This is a genomic window from Pseudonocardia sp. ICBG1293, assembly GCF_020131355.1.
Taxonomy (GTDB): Bacteria; Actinomycetota; Actinomycetes; order Mycobacteriales; family Pseudonocardiaceae; genus Pseudonocardia.
Map to the genome: position 1 here is coordinate 148,625 of NZ_JAHLEL010000054.1, position 15,357 is coordinate 163,981.

Below are 15,357 nucleotides of genomic sequence, written 5' to 3' on the forward strand. Positions count from 1 at the left end.
GGAGCACCACCAGCGCGCCGGGGGCGACGCCGACCAGCGCCAGCACCCCGTAGGCGACGGCGGTGGCCAGGCCCTCCGCCGCGGGCAGCCCGACCGCGGCGAACGAGGCCGCGGCCGTCGCCTCGCGCGGTCCCCAGCCGCCGACGGTCAACGGCACCGTCATCGCCAGCAGCGCCACCAGCAGCAACGGCACGAGGACGGCGGTCGGTGCGGTCGCCCCGGCCGCCCGGGCGGCGACGACGAACAGCGTCAGGTGACAGGCCAGCGCGGCGACCGAGGTGAGGAGTACTCCCGTGGCGGTGCGGGGCCGCAGCACGACCGCGGCGTCGGACCACAGCCGGCGCAGCCGGGGCCGGAGCAGCCACAGCGCGACCGCGAGCACCACCGCGCCGGCCAGCACGACGGGCATCGTCCCGCCGGGCAGCGGGCCGGTCACCGCCCGCAGCAGGTCCGGCTGCAGACCAAGCACGACGACGGCCGCCCCGACCGCGACCAGCGTCCCCGCGGCGCGTTCGATGACCACGGCGCGCACCCCGGCGCCGAGGTCGCCCTGGCTGCGGCCGTGGCTGACCGCGCGGTGCACGTCGCCGAGCACGCCGGCGGGCAGCAGCGAGTTGAGGAAGGTGGCGCCGTAGCAGTCGGCGACCGCCCGCGAGGGCGCCAGGGCGAGCCCGATGCCGCGGGCCACCATCCGCCACCGCCAGGCGGACAGGACGGTCGCGAGCGCGCCGAGCACGAGCGCGGCGGCGACGGCACCGGGTCCGATGCCGCGCAGCCGCTCCACGACCGGGCCCACCCCGACCTGCACGAACAGGATCGCGAGCAGCCCGAGCCCGCCGAGCAGCCGCAGCAGCGCGCCGGCACTCATGCGGGGGCCGCCAGCACGTCGACGTGGCCGACCTCCACCCGCAGCTCCCCGGCGGCGAGCGCGGCCTCGCGCCGCCCCCGGTAGCCGGGGGCGTGCGCGGCCAGCGCGGGCTCCGCGGTGCAGGCGGCGTCGAGCCAGCCGGCGAGCCACTCCCGGACCAGCGCGGGCCGGTCCGGGCCGAGCCGCCACGGGGAGTCGGCGGTACGGACCTGCGCACCGTGCCGGGCGAACGCGGCCGCGGCGACGGCGGGCGCGTCCGGGCCGAGCATCCGGCGCCCGCCCTCGTCGCGGCGCTGGTGGGCGTCGAAGGCCGCGGCGAGCTCGGCGTCCAGCGGCTCGGCGGGGTGCAGACGGACCCGGCCGGACACCGACAGGGTGAACAGCGCGGGGGCGCCCGCGGCGACACAGGTCGCGGCGAGGGCGTCCATCTCCCCGGCGGTGAGCAGGTCCAGCAGGGCCGAGGGGGTGACCAGCGACGTCCCGGCCAGGGCGTCCGGTCCGAGCCCGGTGAGGTCCCCGGGCCCGGCCTCGCCGGTGACCCCGGGCGGGAGCGACGCGAGCGCGTGCTCCAGCACGAGCGGGTCGCGGTCGTGCAGCACCCAGTGCTGGTCCCGGCGGGGGCCGCCGTCGGTGCCGGGGAGCAGCGGGGCGAGCCAGCGGCCCATCGACCCGGTGCCGCAGCCGAGGTCGCGCACCCGCAGCGGGCCGGGCGGCAGCATCGCCGCGACGGCGGCGGCGAGATCGGCCGAGCGGGCCTCCGCGTCGGCGGGCTCACGCAGGGCCAGCCACTCGGGTGGGCACAGCGGGTTGCCGGCCGCCCCCTGGATCGGCGCGGCGGTCACCGGAGCACCCCGTCGATCGTGCGGGCGGTGACGGTCCAGCCGTCGAGCCGGGCACGGGCGGCGGCCCGCACGGTGGTGCGCAGGCCCGGGTCGGTGAGCCAGTCCCGCAGCGCGGTCGCGAGCGCGTTCGGCGGGACGAGGATCCCGCCGCCGCCGACCGCCTCGGCGACCCCGCCGACGTCGCAGGCCAGGACCGGGACCGCCCGGGCGAGCGCCTCGGTGACGACCATGCCGTAGGTCTCGGCGCGCGAGGGCAGCACGAGCAGGTCGGCGCGGGCGTAGGCGTCGTCGAGGTCGGGGCCGGCCAGCGGGCCGGCGAGGGTGACGCGGTCGCCGAGCCCGAACCGGTCGATCCGCTCGCGCACCAGCGCGGTCTGCCCGGGGTCGCGGTCGAGCGGCCCCGCCAGGCACAGCGACCAGCGCAGGTCGGCGACGTCGGCGAGCGCCTCGACGAGCAGGTCGTGGCCCTTGGTCGGGGTGAGCGCCCCCACGGCGAGCAGGCGCGTCCCGGCCGGACCGTCGGCCGTCGCCGGGGCGGGGCAGGCGCCCGGCCGCGCGACGTGCACCCGGTCCGTGTCCAGCCCGTGCACCGCGACGACCCGGCGCGCGGTCCACCCGCTGGTGGTGACGACCGCGGCGACCCGGTGCCGGGTGGCCCGCTCCCGCGCGGTCCGCCCGGCGGCGACGGCCGGGGCGAGGCCGAGCTCGCCGCCCAGCGGGAGGTGTACGAGGACGACCAGGTGCAGCCGGTCAGCGTGCCGGTCGAGGACCATCGGGGCGGCACAGGCGACCAGCCCGTCCAGCAGCACCGGCGCCCCGTCGGGGACGCCGGCCAGTGCGGTGTCGAGCCGGTCGAGGTCGGCCTCGCCCGGCTCGGGCCAGCCACCCGCGACCGGCAGCTCGGTGACGTCGCGGCCGAGCGCTGCGCAGACCCGGCGGTCGTAGTGGTTGCCGCCGCTCGGGGAGCGGGGGTCGTCGATCCCGGCGGGGACGACGACGTGCACCGTCCGGCCCCTCGCGCGGGCCGGGGCCGTCGGGGCGGCTGCCGTCACAGGTCCCGCTCGTAGCTCGCCCACGCGACGTGCGACTCGTGCAGGGTCACCACCAGACCGGACAGGCCGTCGGCGTTGCCGCCGAGCGCGCCCGCGCCGATGCGGTCGGCGAGCCGGTCGGCGATGGTGCGGGCGAGGAACTCGGTCGTCGTGTTGACCCCGGCGAACTCGGGGTGGTCGTCGAGGTCGCGGTGGTTGAGGTCGGCCAGCACCTCCGACAGCTGGGCCGTGGCCAGCCCGATGTCCACGACGATGCCGTCCGGGTCGAGGTCGCGACGGCGGAAGGTGGCGTCGACGAGGAAGGTCGCCCCGTGCCGCTGCTGGGCCGGTCCGAAGACCTCGCCGCGCAGGCTGTGCGCGATCATGACGTGGTCACGGACGGTGATGCTGAACAACGGAACTCCTCCTGCCGGGGCGGTACCCGTTCCGTACCTACGGATGACAAACGGGCAAAGTTCATGAAACCACCACAGGACGGGCCCAGCGCGGTGACCGGGTGACGATGCAGGCGGGCGGGCCGGTCCGTACGGGCACCGGTAGTCTTCGCCCGCTACGCCCTCGTAGCTCAGGGGATAGAGCACCGCTCTCCTAAAGCGGGTGCCGCAGGTTCGAATCCTGCCGGGGGCACTACACCGTGACCAGCGGAAACGCTGTTCACGATCGCGAACGACTTCCCGCCGTGGAACGATTCGTGGAACGAAACCCGCCTACGCTGCGTCCATGGCGGCGGGGAAGCGCAGGTCACGAGGTCACATCGAGGAGCTGCCGAGCGGCTCGTTCCGGGCGATCGTCTTCGCGGGCGTCGATCCGCTGACGGGGCGGAGCCGGCAGCTCAAGGAGACGGCGCGGACCCGCAAGGAGGCCGAGAAGGCGCTGACCAAGCTCCAGCGCCAGGTCGACGAGAATAAGAGGTCGCGCGGATTGGTCACAGCTTGGCCGCGGTCGAGTGTCTGGGGGCGAGGGCGGGTACGGGCCTGCCGATCATGAAGTTATCTACGCTTCGTGATCGTCTGGAGGCCGCGTGCCCACCCTGCCATCATGGCTGACCGAGCCGTTGTGGGACCAGTTCACCGCGCTGCTGCCTCATCGAGACGAGTTCGATCCCACCCATCCGCTGGGCTGCCATCGCCGCCGGATCGCGGATCGGATCGTGTTCGACAAGCTCCTGCAGGTACTGCGGTTCGGCTGCTCGTATGAGGGCATCGCTGACAGCACCTGCTCGGCGACCACCATCCGCGATCGTCGTGACGAGTGGATCAGGCTCGGGGTCTTCGCCCAGCTGCGTCGGATCGTCCTGGACGCCTACGACCGCATCGTCGGTCTGCTGCTGCACGACATCGCCGTCGATGGCGCCATCACCAAGGCCCCCGGCGGCGGCGAGGTCGCCGGTCCGTCGCCGGTGGACCGGCGCAAACAGGGTATGAAACGTTCGGTGCTCGTCGAGGGATACGGCATCCCGCTGGGCCGAGTCCTGGCCGGAGCCAACCGGCACGACTCCCCGCTACTGGGCCCCACCCTCGACCGCCTCGATGCTCTCGGCCCGCTGCCCGACGACATCACCGTGCACCTCGACGCCGGCTATGACTCCGGCAAGACCCGCGACACGCTGGCCGAACGAGGCCTGCACGGCGAGATCGCGCACAAGGGTGAGAAAGCGCCGATCCAGGCCACCCGCCGCTGGCACGTCGAGCGGACCAACGCTTGGCACAACAGCTTCAACCGGCTGCAGCGCTGCTACGAACGACGAGAAATCGTCGTCGACGCGTTCTTCGACCTCGCCGACACGATCGTCACACTCCGTAGCTTGATTCGGCAGGCCTGGACCACACACCGCTGGAACGCCCGACCTGCACGACGTCCATGATCACCAACCAATCCGCGCGACCTCTAAGAGGTCGCGCGGATTGGTCACAGCTTGGCCGCGGTCGAGTGTCTGGGGGCGAGGGCGGGTACGGGCCTGCCGATCATGAAGTTATCTACGCTTCGTGATCGTCTGGAGGCCGCGTGCCCACCCTGCCATCATGGCTGACCGAGCCGTTGTGGGACCAGTTCACCGCGCTGCTGCCTCATCGAGACGAGTTCGATCCCACCCATCCGCTGGGCTGCCATCGCCGCCGGATCGCGGATCGGATCGTGTTCGACAAGCTCCTGCAGGTACTGCGGTTCGGCTGCTCGTATGAGGGCATCGCTGACAGCACCTGCTCGGCGACCACCATCCGCGATCGTCGTGACGAGTGGATCAGGCTCGGGGTCTTCGCCCAGCTGCGTCGGATCGTCCTGGACGCCTACGACCGCATCGTCGGTCTGCTGCTGCACGACATCGCCGTCGATGGCGCCATCACCAAGGCCCCCGGCGGCGGCGAGGTCGCCGGTCCGTCGCCGGTGGACCGGCGCAAACAGGGTATGAAACGTTCGGTGCTCGTCGAGGGATACGGCATCCCGCTGGGCCGAGTCCTGGCCGGAGCCAACCGGCACGACTCCCCGCTACTGGGCCCCACCCTCGACCGCCTCGATGCTCTCGGCCCGCTGCCCGACGACATCACCGTGCACCTCGACGCCGGCTATGACTCCGGCAAGACCCGCGACACGCTGGCCGAACGAGGCCTGCACGGCGAGATCGCGCACAAGGGTGAGAAAGCGCCGATCCAGGCCACCCGCCGCTGGCACGTCGAGCGGACCAACGCTTGGCACAACAGCTTCAACCGGCTGCAGCGCTGCTACGAACGACGAGAAATCGTCGTCGACGCGTTCTTCGACCTCGCCGACACGATCGTCACACTCCGTAGCTTGATTCGGCAGGCCTGGACCACACACCGCTGGAACGCCCGACCTGCACGACGTCCATGATCACCAACCAATCCGCGCGACCTCTAAGAGCGTCCGGCAGTAGAGGTGGCCGTGTGTCGGTGTTGGTAGAGACACGGACCTGCAAGTGATCATGGGATTGCTGATGTCCTGATGGTCGCCTGGAGAGTCCGTGCCTCTACCTGCAACGACACCCCCACGACCTCATTTGCCGGGCGCTCTAAGAGGTCGTTTCAGAACGACTTGTCGAGTTTCCATTGACCCCTCGACGACAGATCAAACGGCAGGTCAGATAGCCGCTTGTCGTCTACAACAGACACGTCGACCTCGTTCTGAAATGACCTCTAAGAGGTCGCGCGGATTGGTTGGTGATCATGGACGTCGTGCAGGTCGGGCGTTCCAGCGGTGTGTGGTCCAGGCCTGCCGAATCAAGCTACGGAGTGTGACGATCGTGTCGGCGAGGTCGAAGAACGCGTCGACGACGATTTCTCGTCGTTCGTAGCAGCGCTGCAGCCGGTTGAAGCTGTTGTGCCAAGCGTTGGTCCGCTCGACGTGCCAGCGGCGGGTGGCCTGGATCGGCGCTTTCTCACCCTTGTGCGCGATCTCGCCGTGCAGGCCTCGTTCGGCCAGCGTGTCGCGGGTCTTGCCGGAGTCATAGCCGGCGTCGAGGTGCACGGTGATGTCGTCGGGCAGCGGGCCGAGAGCATCGAGGCGGTCGAGGGTGGGGCCCAGTAGCGGGGAGTCGTGCCGGTTGGCTCCGGCCAGGACTCGGCCCAGCGGGATGCCGTATCCCTCGACGAGCACCGAACGTTTCATACCCTGTTTGCGCCGGTCCACCGGCGACGGACCGGCGACCTCGCCGCCGCCGGGGGCCTTGGTGATGGCGCCATCGACGGCGATGTCGTGCAGCAGCAGACCGACGATGCGGTCGTAGGCGTCCAGGACGATCCGACGCAGCTGGGCGAAGACCCCGAGCCTGATCCACTCGTCACGACGATCGCGGATGGTGGTCGCCGAGCAGGTGCTGTCAGCGATGCCCTCATACGAGCAGCCGAACCGCAGTACCTGCAGGAGCTTGTCGAACACGATCCGATCCGCGATCCGGCGGCGATGGCAGCCCAGCGGATGGGTGGGATCGAACTCGTCTCGATGAGGCAGCAGCGCGGTGAACTGGTCCCACAACGGCTCGGTCAGCCATGATGGCAGGGTGGGCACGCGGCCTCCAGACGATCACGAAGCGTAGATAACTTCATGATCGGCAGGCCCGTACCCGCCCTCGCCCCCAGACACTCGACCGCGGCCAAGCTGTGACCAATCCGCGCGACCTCTTATCCGGCACCGTTGTACCGAAGCTCGCACCGGACGGCCCCTGAAGGGGTGTGGAGATGTGCGGCGGGCCGGACCTATTTCACTCGGCCCGCCGCTCGGCAGCAGGGTCAGGCCTGCTGCGCAGCCTTCTCCGCCTCGTGCCGTGCGGTGGCCTCTTCGAGCGCGACCCCCTGTCGGGCGTAGAGACCACCGCGCAGCGCGCGCCTGCGCTTCCGACCTGGCGAGCCGGTCAAGCCGTCCCTGGAAGTGCGGGGCAACGGCCTCCGCGAACAGCTCGTAGTGGCGAGCCGTGGCGGCCGGATTGGCCCACTCGTGGCCCATCATCAGGTAGGCGCCGAAGCCACCGTTGGACTGCTCGTCGAGTACGTTGATCTGGCGGATGGCGTCCTCCGGGGTACCGATGACACCGATGCCGCTGTTGTTGATCCAGTCGACGCGCTCGGTGAAGGTGTCGCCTCCTGGTTCGAAGTGCGGTACTGCGGCGATGTGCTGCAGATAGTTGCACCAGTCGTCGAGACCATGCTCGACCTCGGCGTACGCCTGCTCCCTGGTCTCGGCCAGGTGCATGGGACCGACGAGACGCCAGCCGTCGCGGTTCATCGACGTTCCGAACTGCGCGGCCCGTTCTTCGGCCACGTTCCAGTGGTGTCCGAGCAGATCGAGGTCACCGGTCAGAGTCGCTCCGATCGACAACAAGCTGAGCCCGTGCTTGCCCGCGATCCGCGGCCCCGACGGCGACGCGATCGCCGCCACACCGACTTCTAGGGCGTGTCTCCTAAAGTGCGCAACCAGGTGACGATGGCCTTCAGTGCAACTCCGCCGCGGAAGGTCAGGGCGAGTTTGTCGTAGCGGGTCGCGAGGCCGCGCCACTGCTTGACCTCGCAGAACCCGCGTTCGACGACGTTGCGGCCGCGGTAGTCGACCCGGTCGAACGCCGGTGGTCGACCGCCGCGTGTGCCGCGTCGTTTCCGGTGTCCCTGCTGGTCAGCCGGCTCCGGGATGACCGCGACGATCCGTCGTCTGCGCAGGTGGGCGCGGATGGCGCGTGAGGAGTAGGCCTTAGCGCGGACCCGCTCGGGTCGGGTCCGCGGTCGGCCCGGACCGACCCGTCCGACGCTCAGATGTGACATCAGGTGCGCGAACATCGGGGCGTCACCGGCCTGGCCAGGGCCGACCAGTACGACCAGCGGGCGGCCGTGTCCGTCAACGAGCTGGTGGATCTTCGTGCCGAGCCCTCCGCGGGAGCGGCCCAAGGCGTGATCGGGCGGCTCGATCAGCAGATTCTTGTAGTTCGATCCGGCCCCCTGTGTCCCGCTTCAGGGTCGCGGCGTGTTGGTGAGCGCGGATGATCGTCGAGTCGACCGACACGGCCCAGTCCACGAGACCGGCGGAGTCGGCATCGGCGAGCAGAGCTGCGAGAACCTGGTCCCAGGTGCCGTCACCGCAGTAGCGGCGGTGGCGTTTCCATAGGGTCTGCCACAGCCCGAACTCGACCGGGACATCACGCCAGGCCAGCCCGCAGCGGAACCGGTAGATGATCCCCTCGATCACTCTGCGGTGATCGGCGAACGGGCGCCCTGGCATCCCGTCCGACGAGGGCAGTAACGGCTCGAGTCGGTCCCACTGGGCATCGGTCAGGACGGCACGGCGCGACACCTACTGATCATCGCGCAGGCCCGACCAGCCGGGTTAGGAGACGCGCCCTAGTTCGGCGTCGGCGATTCCGCCAGGACGAACATGTGCCGGGTCGTAGCCGAGTTCATCGCTCCGCGGCCGTCGACCGCACTTCGCGCCGCGTACCTCGCCATCGAGCGGGAGACCCAGCGCCGGGTGACGCACTGGCTCAAGGTCCTGGTCGACGAAGGAGCGCTCGCCCCGGGGGACAACGCCGCACGGACCCGGTTCCTGCTCACCGTCCTCAACGGCCTGACGCTGGAGCGGGCCATCCCCCGGGAGGGCTCCACCGTGCAGGCGGAGGACGACACCCTACGGGCGGCCGTCGGCTCCCTCTTCGGCTTGGAATGAGGACGGATGCAGAGAGGTCCGGAGGTCGCGGCGAACTCGCAGGCGAACGCATGCACGACCACCTGCTCGACGTTCGCGCCGACCTGCTCGGGCAGCACTGACGATCACCAGCGCACCCGCCGTCGCCCGGTCGCGCCGGCCCGGTTGCCGTCCGATGCTCGCGGCGGCGTCGCGGTTCGGCGGGGGCTGGGCCGGCCTCGCGGGACCGCAGCCCGGGAACGCAGGGACAGGTTCTTCCGACCACGCTGCCGCGGCACACCGGCACCGTTCGTGGTGGCCGGTGTCGCCACGGCCTGCTCACTCCGCGCCGAGGAAGGGCTGCAGGAGGATGTCCGCGACCTCGGCGGCGATCGCCTCCAGGCTCAACGGACCGTCGGCGCGGTACCAGGAGTGCAGGTTGCCCAGCGCGCCCAACGCGAGCAGCACGGCGATGCCCGCCCGGCGGGCCGGGACCCCGTGCTGCTCGGCGACCTCCCCGGCGAGGGCGCGGAAGACCTGACCGTGCTCACGGCGCAGCTCGGCGAGCCGGGCCGCGATCGCCGGGACGGGCACCGACATGAGGAACAGCGAGGCGAACGCACGGAAGTCCCGGAACTCGATGATCGCCTGCTCCACGAACAGCAGCCGCAGCCGCTCCTCGGCCGGCAGGTCGCGCGCCACGATGACCCGGAGCCGGTCGAGCACCTCGGCGTGCCCGTTCTCGACGGTGCGGAGGAACAGCTCCTCCTTGGACGAGTAGTAGTGGTAGAGGCTGGGACCGCGCAGGTCCAGCCGGGCACCGATCTCGTCGAATCCCGCGCCGTCGTAGCGGCGCTCCGCGAACAGGTCGGCCGCGGTGTGCTCGACGAGTCGGCGACGAGCGGCCCGCTTGCGGGCGACGCGGTTCTCCCCGGCCTCGTGACGGCTTGGTCGCACCCGGCAAGTGTCGCAACCGACGGCCGTCCCCCCGGCCCGGGGTTCGCCCCTCGGAACCGGGCCGACCCCACGGGTCCGTTCCCCGCTGGGCGGCCGGGACGACGGGGGAACTCCTCCCGTACGGGAGGCGGGTCGTCCTAGGACGTGGCCGGGCCGGGCCGCCCGGCGCGGGCGAGGACCTGCCGGGCCATCGCGATGTGGACCGCGTCCACCATGCGGCCGTCGACCACCGCCACACCCGCCGCCGCCGCGGCGAGCACCTCCTCGGCGGCCGCGACCTCCTCGGCGGTGGGGGTGAACAGCTCGGCGGCGATCTCGGCCTGGCGCGGGTGGACGCAGATCTTGCCCTGGTAGCCCAGGTCGCGGCCGAGCGCGGCGCTGCGGCGGAAGGCCTGCTCGTCGCGCACCTCGACCACCGCCTCGTCGATCGAGGCGACACCCGCGAGACGGGCCGCCAGGGCCACGGCGCTGCGCGCGTAGAGCACCTCCGTGCCCGCGGCCGTGCGCCTGCCGCCGAGGTCGGCGACGTAGTCCTCGGCACCGAAGTAGGCGGCGTCCGGGCCCGCCGCCAGTAGCGGGCGGGCGTCGGCGACACCCAGCCCGCTCTCGATCCCGACCACGACCCGGGCCCCCGGTGGCAGGGCGGCCCGCACGTGGACGAGGTCCTCCACCCGCTCGTACTTGGGCAGCACGATCCCGTCCGCCGCGGCGGCGGCGCACGCCGCGAGGTCGGCCGCGAACCACTGCGTCCCCGGCGGGTTGACCCGCACGAGTACGAGGTCGGCCCCCGGCCGCTCGTCGGCGAGCACCGCGACCAGCGTGTCCCGTGCCCGGTCCTTCGCGGTGGGGGCGACGGCGTCCTCGAGGTCCGCGACGACGGCGTCGGGATGCACCCGCCCGACCTTCGCGAGCATGTCCGGCCGGTCCGCCGGGACGAAGAGCAGGCTGCGGATCCTCATGCCGGGACCGCCTCGTCGATCCGGCACACCGGCGCGTCCTGTGCGACGGAGTCCCCCACCGTCACCGCGAGGTCGGCGACGACGCCCGCGACACCCGCCCGCACCGGGTTCTCCATCTTCATCGCCTCGACGACGGCCACGACGGCCCCCGCCGTCACCTCGTCGCCCTCGTCGACCAGCACCCGGACCACCGTGCCCTGCATCGGGCTGACCAGGACGTTCCCGGCCACTCCATCCGGGCCGAGGTCACCGGAGCGGGCGAGCGCCCGGCGTGAGGCGTCGGCCGCGGGCCCGGAGGCCCGTGGCAGCCCCGGCACCGCGACGGGCAGCGTCCTGCGTCCGATCCGGACCCGGCCGGCGACCGCACCCGGGTCGGCGGGCGTGGCCGGCGGCGTGTACTCCTCCTCCAGCCACCGGGTGTGCACGGTGAGGGCGTCGCCGGCGAACTCGGGCCGGTCGAGCAGGTCCCGGTGCAGCGCCAGCACGGTGTGCACGCCCTCGACCTCGGTCTCGGCGAGCGCGCGCCGGGCCCTGGCCAGCGCCTGCGCCCGGTCTCGCCCGCGCACGACGATCTTGGCGATCATCGAGTCGAAACCGGCGCCGATCACCGAGCCCTCGTCGACACCGCACTCCACGCGCACACCCGGTCCACCAGGGAGCCGCAGACGGGTGATGGTGCCGGGCGAGGGGACGTAGCCGCGGCTCGGGTCCTCGGCGTTGACCCGGAACTCGAGGGCGTGGTCGCGCACCGCCAGCACGCCCGACTCGTCGAGCTTCTCCCCCGCGGCGATCCGCAGCTGTTCGACGACGACGTCCACCCCGGTGACCTCCTCGGACACCGGGTGCTCGACCTGGACGCGGGTGTTCACCTCCAGGAAGGACACGGTGCCGTCCGCGCCGACCAGGAACTCGACGGTCCCCGCTCCGGTGTAGTCCGCGGCCCGGCAGATCGCGGCGGCCGACTCGTGCAGGGACGCCCGCACCTCGTCGTCGAGGAAGGGTGCGGGGGCCTCCTCGACCAGCTTCTGGTGACGGCGCTGCAGGGAGCAGTCCCGGGTGCCGAGCACGGCGACGGCGCCGTGGGTGTCCGCCAGGACCTGCACCTCGACGTGGCGCGCCCGGGGCAGGAAGCGCTCGACGAAGCAGTCGCCCTCCCCGAACGCCTGACGTGCCTCGCGGACGGCGGACTCGTAGAGGTCCGGGATCTCCTCGCGGGTCCAGGCGACCTTGAGGCCGCGGCCGCCGCCGCCGTGCGCGGCCTTCACCGCGACGGGCAGCCCGTGCTCGTCGGCGAAGTCCGCCACGTCCGCGGGCCCGGTGACCGGGCGCTCGCTGCCCGCGGCCATCGGTGCCCCCACCGCACGGGCGACGGCGCGGGCGGACACCTTGTCGCCCAGCGCCCGCATCGCCTCGGGGGTCGGCCCGACCCAGGTCAGCCCGGCGGCCAGCACCTGCTCGGCGAAGTCGGCGTTCTCGGACAGGAAGCCGTAGCCGGGGTGCACCGCGTCGGCACCCGCGGCCCGCGCGGCGGCGACCACCGCGGCGGCGTCCAGGTAGGTCTCGGCGGCGCCGGAGCCGGGGAGCCGGACCGCCGCGTCGGCGATCCGGGTGTGCGGCGCGCCGTCGTCGGGGTCGGCGTAGCAGGCCACCGCCCGCAGGCCCAGGTCGCGGCAGGCCCGGATCACCCGGACCGCGATCTCCCCGCGGTTGGCCACGAACACCGTGCGCATGCCGTTCACACCGGGCTCACGTTGTGGTGGCGACGACCGGGGGTGCGTTCCCAGCCCTCGGCGTCGGCGAACCTGCGCACGAGCTCCGCACGCAGGTCCTCCGGCTCGACGACGGCGTCGACGACGAGGTCGCTGCCCATCCGCAGCAGGTTCATCTCGGCCTCCTGCTCGGCGACCCGCCGGGCGAGGAACTCCGCGCGCTCGGCGGGGTCCTCGATGCCGGCGATCCGGTTGGCGTACATCGCGTTCACCGAGGCCTCGGGCGACATCGTGCCGATCGTGGCGGTCGGCAGGGCGATGGTGGCCCGCGGCTCGAACCCGGGGGCGCACATGGCGTAGTAGCCGGCGGCGTAGGCCTTGCGCAGCACCACGGTGATGCGCGGCACCTCGGCGGACGCCATCGCCGTGACCATCTTCGCGCCGTGCCGGATGATGCCCTGGCGCTCGACGGCCACACCGACCATGAAGCCGGGCACGTCCTGCAGGAACACGATCGGGATGTTGAAGGCGTCGCAGAGGGTGATGAAGCGGGCGGCCTTGTCCGCGGAGTCGACGAAGATCGCCCCGCTGCGCACCGACGGCTGGTTCGCGACGATCCCCACGACCTCGCCGTCGACCCGCCCGAGGCCGGTGACCATCTCCGTGGCCCACCGTGGCTTGACCTCGAAGAACGAGTCCGCGTCGACGATCCGGTCGATGACGTCGAGCACGTCGTAGGCGGTGTTGGGGTCGGTGGGCACGAGGCCGGCGGGCCAGTCCCGCGGTCCGGGCGGGCACGCCTCGGTCCGGGCCGGCTTCTCCCGGAACGAGGTCGGCAGGTAGCTCACCAGCAGCCGTGCGGCCGCGATCGCCTCCCCGTCGGTCTCGAACACCTCGTCGCCACAGCCGGAGACGGTGGCGTGCATCTCCGCGCCACCCATCTCCTCCAGCGTGGTGACCTCGCCGGTGACCTTCTCCGCGATCCGCGGCGAGGCCAGGTACATCGAGGCGTTGCCGCGCACCATGCCGACCCAGTCGGTGAAGGCGGGCATGTACGCCCCGCCCGCCGCCGACGGCCCGAGCAGGCAGCAGATCTGCGGCACCCGCCCGGACAGCCGGACCTGCAGGTGGAAGATCCGGGACGCACCGCGACGGCCCGGGAAGAAGCCCATCTGGTCGTTGAGCCGCCCACCCGCGGAGTCCACCAGGTAGATCACCGGGAGCAGGTCGCGGTCGGCGCGCTCGAGGATGCGGACCTGCTTCTCGCAGCCCAGCTCACCCCAGCTGCCGGCCTTGACGGTGTAGTCGTGGGCGATCACGGCGACCTTCCGGCCGTCGATGCGGCCGACGCCGGTGAGCACACCGTCCGCGGGGAGGCCGTCGCGACCGGCGTTGGCGAGCAGCCCGTCCTCGACCCAGCTGCCGGGGTCGAGCAGCACGCTGAGCCGGTCCCGGACGGGGAGCTTGTCGGGCCATCGCGCCGGGTCCAGGCCCGTGCGGGCGGCGGACTGCGCCGCGCGGACCTCGGCCGTGCCGCCGGGGGCTCCGACGAGTTCGGCGGTCATGCCGCCGCCTCCGGGTCGCGGTGCATCAGGCCGGTGCGTCGCATCCGGCACACGAGCGCGTCGCGCTGGTTGTGGGCCCGGTGCTCCAGGACGACGATCCCGGCGTCCGGGCGGGACCGGGACGCGCGGGCCTCGACCACCTCGGACTCGACACGGATCGTGTCCCCGACGAACACCGGCGCCGGGAAGGTCACGTCGTCGAGCCCGAGCTGCGCCACGATGGTGCCGAGGGTCAGCTCGGGCACCGAGATCCCGACGACAAGCGCGGCCGTGAACATGCTGTTCACCAGCGGCCTGCCGAACTCGGACCCGGCGGCGTACTCCGCGTCGAGGTGGGGGGCGGCGGGGTTCATCGACATCGTCGTGAACAGGAGGTTGTCGGTCTCCGTCACGGTCCGCCGGATCGCGTGGTCCACCACCAGACCCGCGGTCAGCTCCTCGAACCAGAGCCCGGTCACGACCCGGCCCGTCCTGTCCCGACGCTGCGTCAGACGCGTCATGATTCGTCCTTCCTGCTCGTGCCGAAGCGCGGCTCGCGCTTCTCCCGGAAGGCCGCCAGGCCCTCCCGGACGTCCGTGTGGTGCGCGAAGTACCCGACGGCCACGTCGAGCTCGTGGTCGAGTGCCGCGCGGTGCGGGCGCTCCCGGCCGGCCGTCTCGAGCTCCTTCATCGTCCGCAGCGCGGTGGGGCTGTGGCGCACCATCCGCGCGACGATCGCCGCCACCGTCGCGTCGAGCTCCGCGGGCGGGACGCTCCAGCCGACCAGTCCCCAGGCCGCCGCGGTGTCGCCGTCGATGATCTCGCCGGTGTAGAGCAGCCTGCGGGCGAGCGCGGCGGGCAGGGCCCGCGGGAGCCGGACCGACCCTCCGGCGCCCGGCAGGAGGCCGTACTCCATGTGCCGGTCCCCCAGGCGTGCCTCGCTGCTGGCGACCGCGAGGTCGCAGGCGAGCATGAGCTCGCACCCGCCGGCGAGGCCGTAGCCGTCGACCACGCAGAGCGAGACGAACGGGGCCGACTCCAGCGCGTCGAGTGCCGCGCCGATCGTGGCGATGTAGTCCCGCACGGCCACCGGGTCCTCGAGCAGGCCGAGCAGGTGCGGCAGGTCCGCCCCCGCGGACAGCGCCGGCCCGCGTCCGCGGACGACCGCGACCGGGGACCCGGCGGCGGTGACCTCGTCGACCGCCGCCCGCAGTCCGTCCAGGAGCTCGGGGCTCAACGCGTTGAGCGCCCGCTCGCGGGTCAGGGTGATCTCGGCGGCGCCGTCCGGGCGCACCACCACCTGCACCGG

Annotated in this window: 14 protein-coding genes, 1 tRNA gene and 2 pseudogenes; 4 read left to right on the forward strand and 13 right to left on the reverse strand. The window is 72.6% G+C overall.

The features are described 5' to 3' along the window. Positions 1-76: 76 nt before the first annotated feature. From KPF47_RS31425 to KPF47_RS31440, 4 genes and pseudogenes are all read right to left on the reverse strand, one after another. A pseudogene (locus KPF47_RS31425) lies at positions 77-868 on the reverse strand (lysylphosphatidylglycerol synthase domain-containing protein); the annotation flags it as partial. Continuing rightward, positions 865-1,710 carry an SAM-dependent methyltransferase gene (locus KPF47_RS31430; RefSeq protein ID WP_224392386.1) on the reverse strand — a complete coding sequence of 282 codons (846 nt, stop codon included), beginning with the start codon at positions 1,708-1,710 and terminating at the stop codon, positions 865-867. The pseudogene KPF47_RS31425 and the gene KPF47_RS31430, both read right to left, overlap by 4 nt. Next, complete coding sequence (locus tag KPF47_RS31435; RefSeq protein WP_224392387.1) at positions 1,707-2,762, reverse strand: glycosyltransferase family 4 protein; 1,056 nt, start codon at positions 2,760-2,762, stop codon at positions 1,707-1,709. Before KPF47_RS31435 ends, KPF47_RS31430 begins: the two co-directional genes overlap by 4 nt. Next, entirely contained in the window at positions 2,759-3,157 is a 399-nt protein-coding gene (locus KPF47_RS31440; RefSeq protein ID WP_224392388.1) for a 6-carboxytetrahydropterin synthase, read from the reverse strand. Before KPF47_RS31440 ends, KPF47_RS31435 begins: the two co-directional genes overlap by 4 nt. Positions 3,158-3,316: 159 nt before the next feature. On the opposite strand from KPF47_RS31440, the gene KPF47_RS31445 reads away from it, so the two are divergent. The 3 genes from KPF47_RS31445 to KPF47_RS31455 all read left to right on the forward strand — a co-directional run bounded on the left by KPF47_RS31445 (position 3,317) and on the right by KPF47_RS31455 (position 5,609). Then, a tRNA-Arg gene (locus KPF47_RS31445) sits at positions 3,317-3,389 on the forward strand. Between the two features lie 394 nt (positions 3,390-3,783). Then, entirely contained in the window at positions 3,784-4,626 is an 843-nt protein-coding gene (locus tag KPF47_RS31450; protein WP_224386276.1) for an IS5 family transposase, read from the forward strand. 140 nt (positions 4,627-4,766) lie between these two features. Then, positions 4,767-5,609, forward strand: a complete 843-nt coding sequence (locus KPF47_RS31455) for an IS5 family transposase (protein ID WP_224386276.1) — start codon at positions 4,767-4,769, stop codon at positions 5,607-5,609. A 330-nt stretch (positions 5,610-5,939) separates the two neighbouring features. Here KPF47_RS31455 and KPF47_RS31460 read toward each other — a convergent pair whose 3' ends face one another. From KPF47_RS31460 to KPF47_RS31470, 3 genes and pseudogenes are all read right to left on the reverse strand, one after another. Further along, positions 5,940-6,782, reverse strand: a complete 843-nt coding sequence (locus tag KPF47_RS31460) for an IS5 family transposase (protein ID WP_224386276.1) — start codon at positions 6,780-6,782, stop codon at positions 5,940-5,942. Positions 6,783-6,797: 15 nt separating this feature from the next. Next, positions 6,798-7,649: a hypothetical protein gene (locus tag KPF47_RS31465; RefSeq protein ID WP_224392389.1), complete on the reverse strand. Its 852-nt coding sequence runs from the start codon at positions 7,647-7,649 to the stop codon at positions 6,798-6,800. Positions 7,650-7,657: 8 nt separating this feature from the next. Next, positions 7,658-8,552 (reverse strand): annotated as a pseudogene (locus KPF47_RS31470) (IS5 family transposase). 81 nt (positions 8,553-8,633) lie between these two features. On the opposite strand from KPF47_RS31470, the gene KPF47_RS31475 reads away from it, so the two are divergent. After that, a complete protein-coding gene (locus KPF47_RS31475) occupies positions 8,634-8,921 on the forward strand; it encodes a hypothetical protein (protein ID WP_224392390.1) in 288 nt (95 codons plus the stop codon). A gap of 297 nt (positions 8,922-9,218) precedes the next feature. Here KPF47_RS31475 and KPF47_RS31480 read toward each other — a convergent pair whose 3' ends face one another. From KPF47_RS31480 to KPF47_RS31505, 6 genes are all read right to left on the reverse strand, one after another. Further along, positions 9,219-9,836 carry a TetR/AcrR family transcriptional regulator gene (locus KPF47_RS31480; protein ID WP_224392391.1) on the reverse strand — a complete coding sequence of 206 codons (618 nt, stop codon included), beginning with the start codon at positions 9,834-9,836 and terminating at the stop codon, positions 9,219-9,221. Positions 9,837-9,973: 137 nt separating this feature from the next. Next, positions 9,974-10,795 (reverse strand): CoA ester lyase, encoded by an 822-nt coding sequence (locus KPF47_RS31485; RefSeq protein WP_224392392.1) that lies wholly within the window; start codon positions 10,793-10,795, stop codon positions 9,974-9,976. Continuing rightward, complete coding sequence (locus KPF47_RS31490) at positions 10,792-12,525, reverse strand: biotin carboxylase N-terminal domain-containing protein (protein WP_224392614.1); 1,734 nt, start codon at positions 12,523-12,525, stop codon at positions 10,792-10,794. Before KPF47_RS31490 ends, KPF47_RS31485 begins: the two co-directional genes overlap by 4 nt. 5 nt (positions 12,526-12,530) lie before the next feature. Further along, entirely contained in the window at positions 12,531-14,069 is a 1,539-nt protein-coding gene (locus tag KPF47_RS31495; RefSeq protein ID WP_224392393.1) for an acyl-CoA carboxylase subunit beta, read from the reverse strand. After that, positions 14,066-14,569, reverse strand: coding sequence for a MaoC family dehydratase (locus KPF47_RS31500; protein ID WP_224392394.1), 504 nt, complete (start codon positions 14,567-14,569; stop codon positions 14,066-14,068). Before KPF47_RS31500 ends, KPF47_RS31495 begins: the two co-directional genes overlap by 4 nt. Continuing rightward, a complete protein-coding gene (locus KPF47_RS31505; protein WP_224392395.1) occupies positions 14,566-15,354 on the reverse strand; it encodes an enoyl-CoA hydratase/isomerase family protein in 789 nt (262 codons plus the stop codon). Before KPF47_RS31505 ends, KPF47_RS31500 begins: the two co-directional genes overlap by 4 nt. Positions 15,355-15,357 lie beyond the last annotated feature (3 nt).